At 58.0% G+C, this 12,071-nt stretch carries 12 protein-coding genes; 4 read left to right on the top strand and 8 right to left on the bottom strand.

Annotated features, from left to right (window positions below; all coding sequences use genetic code 11):
- Window positions 1-250: 250 nt before the first annotated feature.
- Together guaB and guaA are read left to right on the top strand one after the other, a co-directional pair.
- On the top strand, window positions 251-1,720 hold the full coding sequence (guaB, locus tag GYN01_RS05380; protein WP_048362619.1) for an IMP dehydrogenase: 1,470 nt from the start codon (window positions 251-253) through the stop codon (window positions 1,718-1,720).
- 102 nt (window positions 1,721-1,822) lie between these two features.
- Window positions 1,823-3,400: a glutamine-hydrolyzing GMP synthase gene (gene guaA / locus GYN01_RS05375; protein WP_048362620.1), complete on the top strand. Its 1,578-nt coding sequence runs from the start codon at window positions 1,823-1,825 to the stop codon at window positions 3,398-3,400.
- A 286-nt stretch (window positions 3,401-3,686) separates the two neighbouring features.
- Here guaA and GYN01_RS05370 read toward each other — a convergent pair whose 3' ends face one another.
- The 7 genes from GYN01_RS05370 to GYN01_RS05340 are packed head-to-tail and all read right to left on the bottom strand — an operon-like array spanning window position 3,687 to window position 9,984.
- Window positions 3,687-5,057 carry an ATP-binding protein gene (locus GYN01_RS05370; protein WP_048401184.1) on the bottom strand — a complete coding sequence of 457 codons (1,371 nt, stop codon included), beginning with the start codon at window positions 5,055-5,057 and terminating at the stop codon, window positions 3,687-3,689.
- Window positions 5,057-5,716 carry a response regulator gene (locus GYN01_RS05365; RefSeq protein ID WP_048362622.1) on the bottom strand — a complete coding sequence of 220 codons (660 nt, stop codon included), beginning with the start codon at window positions 5,714-5,716 and terminating at the stop codon, window positions 5,057-5,059. Before GYN01_RS05365 ends, GYN01_RS05370 begins: the two co-directional genes overlap by 1 nt.
- Window positions 5,717-5,727: 11 nt before the next feature.
- Window positions 5,728-6,372, bottom strand: a complete 645-nt coding sequence (locus tag GYN01_RS05360) for a tetratricopeptide repeat protein (RefSeq protein ID WP_048401183.1) — start codon at window positions 6,370-6,372, stop codon at window positions 5,728-5,730.
- Window positions 6,369-7,178, bottom strand: coding sequence for an SDR family oxidoreductase (locus GYN01_RS05355; protein ID WP_048362624.1), 810 nt, complete (start codon window positions 7,176-7,178; stop codon window positions 6,369-6,371). The genes GYN01_RS05360 and GYN01_RS05355 overlap by 4 nt, the downstream gene beginning before the upstream one ends.
- Window positions 7,165-7,839, bottom strand: coding sequence for an iron-containing redox enzyme family protein (locus GYN01_RS05350; protein WP_048362625.1), 675 nt, complete (start codon window positions 7,837-7,839; stop codon window positions 7,165-7,167). The genes GYN01_RS05355 and GYN01_RS05350 overlap by 14 nt, the downstream gene beginning before the upstream one ends.
- Entirely contained in the window at window positions 7,836-9,317 is a 1,482-nt protein-coding gene (locus GYN01_RS05345) for an AMP-binding protein (RefSeq protein ID WP_203306695.1), read from the bottom strand. The genes GYN01_RS05350 and GYN01_RS05345 overlap by 4 nt, the downstream gene beginning before the upstream one ends.
- Entirely contained in the window at window positions 9,307-9,984 is a 678-nt protein-coding gene (locus tag GYN01_RS05340) for a thermostable hemolysin (RefSeq protein WP_048362627.1), read from the bottom strand. Before GYN01_RS05340 ends, GYN01_RS05345 begins: the two co-directional genes overlap by 11 nt.
- Window positions 9,985-10,173: 189 nt before the next feature.
- On the opposite strand from GYN01_RS05340, the gene GYN01_RS05335 reads away from it, so the two are divergent.
- Together GYN01_RS05335 and GYN01_RS05330 are read left to right on the top strand one after the other, a co-directional pair.
- Window positions 10,174-10,722, top strand: coding sequence for a cytochrome b (locus tag GYN01_RS05335; protein ID WP_048362628.1), 549 nt, complete (start codon window positions 10,174-10,176; stop codon window positions 10,720-10,722).
- A gap of 124 nt (window positions 10,723-10,846) precedes the next feature.
- Window positions 10,847-11,020 (top strand): hypothetical protein, encoded by a 174-nt coding sequence (locus tag GYN01_RS05330; RefSeq protein ID WP_167337961.1) that lies wholly within the window; start codon window positions 10,847-10,849, stop codon window positions 11,018-11,020.
- A gap of 203 nt (window positions 11,021-11,223) precedes the next feature.
- Here GYN01_RS05330 and treR read toward each other — a convergent pair whose 3' ends face one another.
- On the bottom strand, window positions 11,224-11,928 hold the full coding sequence (gene treR / locus GYN01_RS05325; RefSeq protein WP_203306694.1) for a trehalose operon repressor: 705 nt from the start codon (window positions 11,926-11,928) through the stop codon (window positions 11,224-11,226).
- Window positions 11,929-12,071: the final 143 nt, after the last annotated feature.

Raw genomic sequence — 12,071 nt, 5'->3', positions numbered from 1 at the left:
CGGCTGCGTGCGGGGGCGACGCCGTCGTAAAACCGGAATCCCGTTTTTACCTGACGTAACGCAGTAGCCTGACCTTGCGACCGCTTCACCGCCGGACGCGGCCTTCAGCAGCCGCTACGGATCGATTTCTGCCTTCGAAGTCAATAAATCATGGCCCTTAGCGCAAAACTCTCTAAAGGTTTCCGTTGAGCCGCACAGGTGTTTTAAGTACAATGGCGCGCTTCCATTTTCCCGCTCGGGAGCCCCAGCGATGCTGCGTATCAGCCAAGAAGCACTCACCTTCGATGACATCCTTCTCGTCCCCGGTTATTCCGAGGTTCTTCCGAACGAAGTCAGTCTAAAGACTCGTTTGACCCGTGGCATTGAACTGAATATTCCGCTGGTTTCCGCTGCAATGGACACCGTAACTGAAGCCCGTTTGGCAATCGCCATGGCTCAGGAAGGCGGTATTGGTATCATCCACAAGAACATGACCATCGAGCAGCAAGCTCACGAAGTGCGCAAGGTCAAGCGTTTCGAAGCCGGTGTGGTTAAAGAACCCATCACCATCGAGGCCGATGCCACCGTACGTGAACTGCTCGAACTGACTCGCCAGCACAATATCTCCGGTGTTCCGGTGCTTCAAAACGGCGACCTGGTCGGCATCGTGACGTCCCGCGACGTGCGCTTTGAAAACCGCCTTGAAGCCTCCGTTCGTGACGTCATGACGCCTAAAGAGCGTTTGGTGACGGTCATGGAAGGCGCGGACAAAGAAGAAGCCCGCGAACTGTTGCACAAACATCGCATCGAGCGAGTTTTGATCGTTGACGACAAATTTGCCCTCAAAGGCATGATGACCGTTAACGACATCGAAAAAGCCAAGGCTTACCCATTGGCTAGCAAGGACGATCAGGGTCGTCTGCGTGTAGGCGCAGCGGTCGGCACGGGTAAAGACACTGCGGATCGCGTTGCGGCCCTCGTGGCGGCTGGCGTTGATGTGGTGGTGGTCGACACCGCTCACGGTCACTCCAAAGGCGTGATTGACCGCGTACGTTGGGTTAAACAAAATTTCCCGCACGTGCAGGTGATTGGCGGCAACATCGCCACCGGCGCCGCGGCTCTGGCCTTGGCCGAAGCAGGCGCAGACGCAGTTAAAGTCGGTATCGGCCCAGGCTCGATCTGCACCACGCGTATCGTGGCTGGCGTTGGCGTTCCGCAAATCAGCGCGATTGCCAATGTGGCCGCTGCCCTCGAAGGCACCGGCGTACCCTTGATCGCTGACGGCGGCATTCGTTTCTCGGGTGATCTGTCCAAGGCCATCGTCGCTGGCGCTTCCTGCGTGATGATGGGTTCGATGTTTGCCGGTACTGAAGAAGCACCGGGCGAAATCGAGCTGTATCAGGGCCGTTCGTACAAGGCTTATCGCGGCATGGGTTCGCTGGGTGCGATGTCGCAATCCCAGGGTTCTTCCGACCGTTACTTCCAGGATTCGTCCGCAGGTGCCGAGAAGCTGGTACCGGAAGGTATCGAAGGCCGTGTGGCGTACAAAGGCTCGCTGTCGGCAATCATTCACCAACTGATGGGCGGTCTGCGTTCTTCGATGGGTTACACCGGCTGTGCCGACATCGAACAAATGCGCACCAAACCCGAGTTCGTGCGGATTACCGGCGCTGGCATGGCTGAATCCCACGTCCACGACGTACAAATCACCAAAGAAGCACCTAACTATCGCGTAGGTTGATAGTGATCGCGCCCCGGCCAGTTCGGGGTGCGATACGAATTAAGTCACCGGGGCTGTTTGATTCAGCCCCGTGTCGTTTCTGAAATTAATCGAGATTTTGTCATGGCCCTCGACATTCACGCTCACCGCATCCTGATCCTGGACTTCGGTTCCCAGTACACCCAACTGATCGCCCGTCGCGTGCGTGAGATCGGTGTTTACTGCGAGCTGCACCCGTTCGACATGGACGACGCCGCGATCCGCGAATTCGCCCCTAAAGGCATCATCCTGGCCGGTGGCCCGGAATCGGTTCACGAAGCCGACAGCCCACGCGCGCCACAAGCCGTTTTTGACCTTGGCGTACCGGTTTTCGGTATCTGCTACGGCATGCAAACCATGGCTGAACAGCTGGGTGGCAAGGTCGAAGGCTCTGAGCTGCGTGAGTTTGGTTATGCCCGCGTCGACGTGGTCGGCAAAAGCCGCCTGCTTGACGGCATCGAAGACCACATCGACGCGGATGGCCTGTTTGGCCTCGACGTATGGATGAGCCACGGTGACAAGGTCACCAAAATGCCATCCGACTTCCACATTCTGGCCAGCACCCCGAGCTGCCCGATTGCCGGCATGTACAACGACGAGCGCGGCTACTACGGCGTGCAGTTCCACCCGGAAGTGACCCACACCAAGCAAGGCGGTCGCATCCTGTCGCGCTTCATTCTCGATATCTGCGGCTGTGAAGCGCTGTGGACACCGTCGAAAATCGCTGAAGACGCCATTGCCAACATCCGCGCCCAGGTCGGCACCGACAATGTATTGCTGGGTCTGTCCGGCGGCGTTGACTCCTCGGTGGTAGCAGCCTTGCTGCACAAAGCCATTGGCGATCAGTTGACCTGCGTATTCGTCGACAACGGCCTGTTGCGCTTGCACGAAGGTGAGCAGGTGATGGCCATGTTCGCCGAGAACATGGGGGTCAAAGTGATCCGTGCCAATGCGGCCGATCAGTTCCTGAACAACCTGGCGGGCGAAAGCGACCCGGAGAAGAAGCGCAAGATCATCGGTCGTACCTTCATCGACGTGTTCGATGCCGAATCCTGCAAGCTGGAAAACATCAAGTACCTGGCGCAAGGCACCATCTACCCGGACGTGATCGAGTCGGCTGGCGCTAAAAGCGGCAAGGCACACGTGATCAAGTCGCACCACAACGTGGGCGGCCTGCCGGATGAAATGAACCTCAAGCTGGTTGAACCGCTGCGCGAGCTGTTCAAGGACGAAGTCCGTCGTCTGGGTCTGGAACTGGGCCTGCCGTACGACATGGTCTACCGTCATCCGTTCCCGGGGCCGGGTCTGGGCGTGCGCATCCTGGGTGAAGTGAAAAAGGAATACGCCGACATCCTGCGTCGCGCTGACCACATCTTCATCGAAGAACTGCGCAAGGCCGACTGGTATCACAAAGTCAGCCAGGCGTTCGTGGTGTTCCAGCCGGTGAAATCGGTGGGCGTTGTTGGCGATGGTCGTCGTTACGCATGGGTTGTGGCCCTGCGTGCCGTAGAAACCATCGACTTCATGACTGCACGTTGGGCACACCTGCCTTACGAACTGCTTGAAACCGTGAGCGGGCGTATCATCAACGAAATCGAAGGCATCTCCCGCGTTACGTATGACGTGTCGAGCAAGCCACCGGCAACGATTGAGTGGGAGTAGGTTTTATCGTAACTGATTGATTTTTATGTAAAAAATTATGATTGTTACGATATTCTCTATGTTGTCAATGGCGTTGGCCATGGTGCTCAGTGCAAGCATCACTAGAAAAGGACATCGATACCACGCTCAGTTGGACAATGCTGGCATGGTATCGAGTGTGCTTATCCGCGCAGAGGAAGTAATGGGTGGCGGGGGGGCTGATTTCAGCATCAAATGTGGTGCGGCTCATTGCTCACACGATGTTTACCGACTGTGCGAAACGAAATAATCGCTTGATGCTGTGCGATTATTCTTTTGCTGGAATTGATAACGTAGCCCTCAAACCTCCCTCTGCCCGGTTTACCAGTTCGATACGTCCGTTCAAACGCATGGCGATTGTGTTGACGATGGTTAGCCCCAAACCGGCTCCTTGCGCCGTTCCACGGCTATAGAAACGTTCAAACAATCGCTCTCTACATGACTCATCAATTCCCGGCCCCTGGTCGTCGACAGTCAAATGACAGAAGCCATCAGCCTGGTTCAATTGCACAGCGATTACCCCGTGTTCGGGAGAGAAATTGGCTGCGTTGGTGATCAGGTTGCTCAGCGCGATGTCGATGGAGGCGGGGTTGGCGGATACATAAAATGGCTGCTCGCTGACATCGAATATCAGTTCTAGATTTTTGCTCAATAACCACGGTGTCAGCTGCACGAGACTATTACGCACGGTTTCGCTGAGGTCGATGCGCTGTAGCGGTGGCGGATTGGCTTGGGGTTCCAGTCGCGCCATGGTCAGTAACTGGTTGACCAGTCGGCTGGTGCGATCAACGCCTGATATAAGGAATTCCAGTGATTCGCGACGTTCCTGTTCTGTGCCTGCCTCCAGCAGGTTTTGCGCGTGTACCCGCAGCACGGCGAGTGGCGTACGCATTTCGTGGGCAGCGTCGGCAATGAAGCGTCGTTCGCGGCCAAGCACGTCTTGAATCTGCGCGAGCATGCGGTTGAGCGCCGCCTGCATGGGCTCTAGCTCGCTGGGAAGCGGTGCCAGTTGCAATGGCTCAAGTGAACCGCTGTGACGGGCACGCAGGGTCTCGGCCATGTCTGCCAAGGGCTTCAAGCCCCAGCCTATAGCGAGCCAAACCATCGCAGCGAGCAGCAAACTGCCCACGATGTTCGGCCAGAGCGTATGACGCACGATGCGGTCGACCAGATCCGCGCGCACATCATCGCGCTCGCCAACCCAGATGCGCATGCCGTTTTGTGGGTCTTCAAGGAGGAAGGCGCGCCAATGACGACGGTTCACATCCACCACATCACTGAAACCCGTTTGCGTCGGCGGTGAACTGAAGGAGGGTGCGCTGGCGGTGTGCACCAACACCTCCCCGCCAGGGCTCCATACCTGAAAAGCAATTTTCCGTTCGTATGGATGACCATCGCCGCGCGGCACCGCTTCGCCCAGTGCAGTATTGAAGGCCCGGTACAGTTCGGCGTGCTGCTTGCTCGCCAGCGGCATGCGCATCACGCCTTGTAATAAGCGCGCGCTCTGCGCCAATTGAGCATCGTAAACCTCGGCGATTTCATGATTGCTATCGTGCAGATTGAAGAGGCTGAGCACCGCCAGACCGGCCAGCAGCAGGCCAATGATCAGCGTCAATGTACGGCGGCGGATCGAAGTCATCAACGCTCCTCCACCAGATAGCCCACACCTCGAATGGTGCGGATCAGCTCAGTGGAGAACTTTTTACGTAGGTGATGGATGTGGACTTCAAGCGTGTTACTTTCCGCTTCTTCACTCCAGCCATAGAGCAGTCGAATCAGTTGATCTCGAGTCATCACCCTGCCCGGAGGTGAGAGCAGTTCATGCAGCAACTGATACTCCTTGGGCGTCAGTGCTACGGGAAGGCCCTTGTAGCTGACCTGCTGTGTACCGGGGTTGAGGATGATGCCGGCATGTTCGATCAGCGCTTGCGCGCGCCCGGCACTGCGCCGCAATAACGCTCGCAATCGCGCCTTGAGTTCGGCCAGGTCGAACGGTTTGATCAGGTAGTCGTCGGCACCGGCATCCAGCCCCGCGATGCGATCTTCGGTTGCATCGCGGGCGGTGAGAATCAATACCGGTAGGTTCGAGCCGCTGTCGCGCAGGCGCCGCAGTACTTCGAGACCGTCCATGCGTGGCAAGCCAAGATCCAGCACAGCGACATCGAACGTTTCGCTTAGCAGAGCATGCAGCGCGCTGCTGCCGTCCTTGAGCCAATCGACGGTGTATCCCTCGCGCCCAAGCGCTTGATGGATGCCTCCACCTAGCGCCACATCATCCTCAATCAGTAATAAACGCACGCGGACTCCTGTCAGTCGAGTTTCTTGTTGACATCCACCAGCAGAGTGGCGATCTCTTTGCGGCGTCCCGCATCTGCCGTTTCACGGCCGTGACGCGGCGCCGCCTGCAGGGCTTTTTGCAGCGCTGCTTTTGCTTCAGCGTAGTGTTTCTGACGGTAGAGGTGATCGCCCCAGAAGTACAGGCTGTCGATGCCGTCGGGGTTGAGTTGCAGCGCCTGCTTGATCAGTTGCTCAGCTTTGTCGCTGTCGCCGAAACCGATGGGCCAGCCGGGCACCCGATCATACAGCGCCGCCAAGCTAGTGTAGGCGGAGCCTTGCAGGGCCTTGGGGTCGAGCGTCAGGGACTTCTCCAGGTCGGCCTTGGCTTCCTTGGCTTTCCCCAGCGCTCCGAGTCCGCCTTCGGCACCGGCCCAGCTGCTGGTGACAATGCCTTTCCAGATCCAGGCTTCGGCTACCGCCGGGCGCTGCGCGGCGAACGCCTGGGTTTCACTGGACAACTGCTCGAACGCGGCAGCGCGCTGTTTTTCCGCCACTTCATATTGGATGTGCGCCCAGCTTTGCTGAATGCTGCTCAGGCGCTGCTGGTCGGCGGCCTCCAGAGCCCAAACGCTTTGGCTGAGAGTTGCTATCAGCAGGCACGCGAAGATCTTTTTCATGGCTTGAGGGTCTCGTTCTCGGGTTTTTCGCTGAAGCGACGAATCAGGGGCAACTGCTTGCGCAGACCTCGATCGACCAGTTGCGGCAGTAAATTGTTGAGGCGCACGAAGAAGCGTTCGGGCCATCCCAGATACAGGTCGCGGCGGTCACCCGCAATCGCGTGGATCACCGCCGAGGCCACGATTTGCGGATCATCGACGTTGGCCTTGAGCGCATCGTTCAGGGCTTGCGCAGTCGCGCTGTTCATCGACGTGCGGGTTGCCCGCGGCGCGACATAGAGCACGCTGACCCGGGTGTCGGCCAGCTCTCGGCGCAACGCTTCGGAAAACCCGCGCAGGGCAAACTTGGTCGCGCAATAGCTGGCGTAACCGGCATAGCCGATCGAGCCATAGGTCGAGCCGACGTTGACTACCATGGCGCTGTCGGCCTGCTTGAGTAGCGGCAGCAACAGCTTGGTCAGGCAGATCGGCGCGCTGATGTTCACCGCGAGCATCGCATTGATGTCACTGTCGTCGAGCTGTTCGAGCATGGCGAAGTGGTTCAACCCGGCGGCGTTGATCAACAGATTGACTCCGCCAATCGCTTCTGTGGCGGCGAGTACTTTGCGCCGGTCGCTGAGGAGCGTAAGGTCAGCCGCTACCCAGCACAGGGCGTCTGGGTAGCGTTTGAGCAGCGGGGCCAAGGCTTCCTGATGCCGCGCCACGGCCAATACCCGAGCGCCGGCGGCGCACAAGGCTTCGGCGATAGCCATGCCGATACCGCCACTGGCACCGGTCAAGACCACGCGCGCGTTACGCAGCTGCATGTTCAATCTCCGCGTCACGAGGCAGGCTGCGAAACATGTCGGTGTACAGTCGGTAAACGACTTTTGAAGCATGAATCACTGCCGCTTGATCCTCAGGATCTTCCAGCTGGTTCATCAGGCGGCGATAGGTTTGCATGTGTTCGATGTCGAGCGAACCATGAGAACTCAGGTAACTGAAGGCGGTTTCCGGCAACGCCAGGCGCTCCCGAATACTCCCTGCCGCGTGTGTGGCCAGAGCGATGCTGGTGCCTTCGAGGACATTGACCATGCCGAATAGACCCACCGGGTTGCCTCGGGCGATCAGGTCATAAAGGAAGCTCACCATCAGCTCTATCGGCAGCGAAGGCTCGCCATCATGCACGGCTTTGCGATCACCTCCGCAGGCCGCAATGTCATTGAGCACCCACTGTTCGTGGCCGTATTCGTCTTCAATGTACTCGCACACCGCTTTGCGCAACCATTCCAGACGCGTCGGCAAACGTGCGCCGCATGCCATCATCAATGGCACGGTGTGGCGCACGTGATAGTAAGCCTGAGCGAGAAAAGCCCGATAGCTATCGAGGCTGACCTTGCCGTGCAACGCATCGAAGATGATCGGCAGATTGAACAGCTCGTGGCGCTCATGCTGTGTTGCTTCTTGCAGGGTGTCGAAAAAACTCATGATGCGGCTTCCTCTCGGACAACGGATTCGGTCAATTGGGCGTGGTACTGCGCGACAATGGCATCGCGGCGTGGGCGGCCATTGGCGGTTAGAAAGCCATTGGCGGCGGTGAAGGGTTGCGGCAGGCGCGTCCACTGATGCACCTGGGCGTAATCGGGCAACACCTCGTTGGCTTCGGCCACGGCAGCGGCTAGTTCGGCATCGGTGCAGTCCGGGCGATGCGGCCAGAGCAGGGCGTGATTGCGCGGCAAGGACTCGCCGTAAACAAACGCCTGGGCGATGTGGCGGCGCTGGGTCAGCTCGGACTCGACCCATTCCGGGTTGACGTTGCGCCCGTAACTGGTGACGAACTGATGCTTCTTGCGGCCCTTGAGATAAAGAAAACCTTCCGGGTCGAACTCGCCCAGGTCGCCGCTCGGCCACCACTCATCGGCGTACGGTGCGTCTCCTAGATAGCCGAGCAACGTCGAGCCCTTGATCAGCACTTCACCGTCTTCGGCCAACCGCACTTCGACATGGGGCAGCGGTCGACCGACACTGCCGGGTCGAAGTGCGCCGGGGCGGTTGAGGCACACCACTGACGCGCATTCGGACAAACCGTAACCTTCAAAAACTGGTAAGCCGACCCGTTGCGCACGGTCCAGCAAATCTTTGGAAACTCGTGCACCACCGACCGCAGCAAAGCGCAGAGTTTGCGGGGCGAAGGCTTTCTGTTCGGCGGCGCTGACTAGCATCAGTAACAGCTGTGGCACCAGAATAAGGCTATGCGGCGCACGCCCGGCGAGATAACCGAGCAGGTGCGGGACATCGACGCCACTGGCGCCCTGAATGCCGAGGGTTTTCTGGCTCGGCAAACTGAGCATCGCACCGGCATACAGCGCGGCATAACAGCCTAGGTTCTCCAGCAGTATCGCCAACGGTAGTAGCGCCAAGTGATGCTGCGGCCGGGTGGTTTCGCTCGCCTGATCCAGCTCTCGTGCGACCCGCAGCAAGCTGTCGGCACTCAGGCAAACACCTTTCGGCGTGCCGGTGGTGCCGGACGTGAAGGTCAGTTTGGCGGTGCCAATCGGCATGTGTGTTTTGCTGGTAAAGGCGCGGCACCAGAACTCGCCGCGTTGCTCATAGCCCGCAGCGCGCAGTTCGGGGTCCAGCTCCGGTTCGGCAATCACGCGTTCGGCCTGACTCTGCTCCAGGCAATGGGCGCGTTGTGCCGCGCTGAAAAACGGCGGCAGCGTCACACAGGTCAACCCTTCGAACAACACCGCCAGATCCCAGAGCATTGCGTCGACGCCGTTGTCCAGCGCCAGGGCGACGACTTGCACCTGCTCATCGCGTAGGCGCTCCTGGCGATACAGCACTTCTGCATACAGGGTGGCGTAATCGAGTTTCAGCGTATCGCCCCAAACCGCGGTCGTGTTGTCATTGCGCCGGGCATACTCGCGCAAGTTTTCCTGAAAGCGTTGCAGTTCAAGCGACATGGCAGGCTCCTTCAATCGGGGTCGGCAAGCCCAGGCGGCTGAACAGGCCGATATTGCGTAGGTGGACGAACCCGGCGCGGATGTCGCCGACGTGCACCCAGGGTTTGCTCTCGTAATAACTGCCCCAATGTTGGCGCTCGTCACCCAGTCGATCCGGATCAGCGGCGCACAATGTCACGGGTTTCAGGCCGAGACGACGGAAGCTGTTGACCAGTCCGATATTGCCGGTGAACGTCACCCATTCCAGGCCACCCATGGCCAGCAGATAGGTGATGGCGATGATGCTCAGGCGCGCGCTGCCGGTGTCGCTAGCCGCCAGATTGCCAACCTCGACAATGGCATTTCGGCCTACCGAGTGATCAGCGGCCGCGCTAATCAATGGCTCGATCGGCTCGTCCAGATACCGCTCCAGAAATAGCCTTTCAAGGTGCGCGCGACGCACACCGGCCACTGCGCACAACTGGCCCTCACCGTTGTGCATGCCGAACAGCTCGGGCATGAAGTGGCGGATGTCGGCGCCGTGGGCCTTGTGGAAACGCTGCTGGATAAAGTCTTCGAACGTCGCTCGCAAAGCGTCGTTCGGCAAAGCACCAGCCAAGGTTAACGGTGACGTTTCAGCTTGGCCAAAATGCAAGGGCAGGGGGATGTTCCAGTCGAGATCGAGCATGGGCCGAACGCCTTCCTCAATGAGATTGAGCGAAGTATCCAAGCCATTTCTTAACGAAGTCTGAAGGTGAAAGAGGAATAACCTTTGGGTCGATCTTCAGACTCTCTTAAGGCAGGACGAGCAGGGTTACGCAGCCGGTTCAAGGAAACCGGATCAACGGTCCCTCACAACAATCAACAGGCGCTTCTTATGACCAGCGACACCTCCGTAACCCGATATGGAAAACTTTCAATAGCCCTGCACTGGCTGATGCTCTCCCTGTTCGTCGGGGTATATGCCTGTGTTGAAATCAAGGGTTATCTGCCCAAAGGCAGCGAAGCGCGGGGTTTGCTCATGGGCTTGCACGGCTTGTTTGGTACAACCATCTTCGCTCTGGTGTGGGTTCGCCTGGTCGGGCGCCTGAACCCACGACCACCGATTACCCCAAAACCACCGGCTTGGCAGATTGCTATCGCGCATCTGACACACCTTGCGCTGTACGGGCTGATGATCGCAACGCCCATCCTCGCCTGGCTGATGCTCGCCGCTGGCGATAAGCCGTTCCCGTACTTTGGCTTTCACGTGCCGGCACCGGTAGCCATTGCCCCGGACTTCGCCAAACAGCTCAAGTACTGGCATGAGCTAGTTGGCACTACAGGATATTGGTTGATTGGTTTGCACGCTGTGGCGGGGATGTTTCATCACTATTGGGTGAAGGACAATACGCTGGAAAGGATGTTGTTTGAACGAAATTCATGAAGGACAGCCGTTGGCCGATTTCTGTCAGTCTTCACAGCCAGTACCGGCCAGAAGCTGACGGATTTGTAGGAGTCGGAGCAGGCTATTCTTGACGCTGAGGGCATTTGCGAACTAGGGGCGATTGATGAAAGACCGTAGTCACGCTGAGGCAATGGCAGAGCTTTTCCAGGTCGATCCGTCTTTCGCGGCGGATCTGCTGGCCGAGGTTGTTCGTGATGGGAATGCGGATGAGTTGGCCATTCTAGAGAGGCAGCTATCGGCAGCCTTTGCCAAGAGAGAGGCTAATCCGACTTCTTGAACGCTTTACTGTGCATGGCATTTTTCATGGTTGTTCAAATATCCAGCGTCTTAGGGCTATGTTTTATAAGAATCTTTTTGGTCAATTGATAATAGAGTGGGAGTAAGTCTGGCCGGGTAACCGGTTCAAACTAAAAAAGGCGGTCAACACCCAGTGTTGACCGCCTTTTTTGTTTTCGTCTGACGTGTCGGATTGGCGCTGATTCAGCGCCGTGCCACGTCAGAAAAATAGAACTTGTCCAGTGTGTGCCGCGACTCGGTGTACTCAAACTGCCGCCCGTCCTGCAAGAACGTCTGGTTGCTGACCACAATGACATGGCTTTGATCGCCCAGATCCAGGTGTTGCTGGTCATCTTTGCTGCGCGGTACGGCTTCAATGGTGCGCTGGGCGTAGCTGATGTACAGGTTCAGCGTTTGCTCGATATAGGCGTAAATCGAATGTTGTGCAATGTCCTCGTTCAGCCCTGGAATCAACGCGTTCACAAAGTGGTTGATGTCCAGAATCACGCGCTTGCCATCAATGCGCCTTACCCGTTTGATGCGAGTGATCGAGCTGCCTGGCGGGGCGTCGATATGCTCGCACAGCGTACCTTCGAGCGGGAACTGCACGCACTCGACCACGTGGGTACTCACGTCATTGCCCAGTCGCGGCCAGGTTTCCTGAAAGCTGACGATGCCACCCAACTGAAACTCAATCGGGCTGGATGACAGTACAAACGTCCCTTTGCCATGCACCTTTTGCGCAAAGCCGCGCTCTTGCAGCTGCTCGATGGCCTTGCGCACTGTGCCGCGGCTGGCGTCATAGGCGGCCATCAACTCGGCCTCGGACGGCAAGCGCGCACCGCGCTGCAAGCGTTCGGTGGTGATGCTGGCAAGCAGATCCGTATAGATCTGGTTGTATTTAGTCATGAAAAAGTTTCTTTGCCGTGGTGGCTCAAGGGCCGAACCTTAAGGGCAGGGTGCAGGCAGTGCAAGTCCCATAGAGCCTTACGCCTTTTCAGGCGATGCCTGAGGATTGGTCTTACTGTCAATTTTTTTGCTCCCCAACGACA

The sequence above is a fragment of the Pseudomonas weihenstephanensis genome, assembly GCF_016812185.1.
Lineage (GTDB): Bacteria > Pseudomonadota > Gammaproteobacteria > Pseudomonadales > Pseudomonadaceae > Aquipseudomonas > Aquipseudomonas weihenstephanensis.
Note: the sequence above shows the minus strand (reverse complement) of the source record. Positions and strands in the feature narration are given on the sequence as shown.

Coding starts and splice junctions, on each gene's coding strand:
- GYN01_RS05350 (WP_048362625.1), bottom strand. CDS start 7,839: ATGAGTTTTTTCGACACCCTGCAAGAAGCAACACAGCATGAGCGCCAC.
- GYN01_RS05345 (WP_203306695.1), bottom strand. CDS start 9,317: ATGTCGCTTGAACTGCAACGCTTTCAGGAAAACTTGCGCGAGTATGCC.
- GYN01_RS05360 (WP_048401183.1), bottom strand. CDS start 6,372: ATGAAAAAGATCTTCGCGTGCCTGCTGATAGCAACTCTCAGCCAAAGC.
- GYN01_RS05330 (WP_167337961.1), top strand. CDS start 10,847: ATGAAAGACCGTAGTCACGCTGAGGCAATGGCAGAGCTTTTCCAGGTC.
- GYN01_RS05335 (WP_048362628.1), top strand. CDS start 10,174: ATGACCAGCGACACCTCCGTAACCCGATATGGAAAACTTTCAATAGCC.
- guaB (WP_048362619.1), top strand. CDS start 251: ATGCTGCGTATCAGCCAAGAAGCACTCACCTTCGATGACATCCTTCTC.
- guaA (WP_048362620.1), top strand. CDS start 1,823: ATGGCCCTCGACATTCACGCTCACCGCATCCTGATCCTGGACTTCGGT.
- GYN01_RS05370 (WP_048401184.1), bottom strand. CDS start 5,057: ATGACTTCGATCCGCCGCCGTACATTGACGCTGATCATTGGCCTGCTG.
- treR (WP_203306694.1), bottom strand. CDS start 11,928: ATGACTAAATACAACCAGATCTATACGGATCTGCTTGCCAGCATCACC.
- GYN01_RS05340 (WP_048362627.1), bottom strand. CDS start 9,984: ATGCTCGATCTCGACTGGAACATCCCCCTGCCCTTGCATTTTGGCCAA.
- GYN01_RS05355 (WP_048362624.1), bottom strand. CDS start 7,178: ATGCAGCTGCGTAACGCGCGCGTGGTCTTGACCGGTGCCAGTGGCGGT.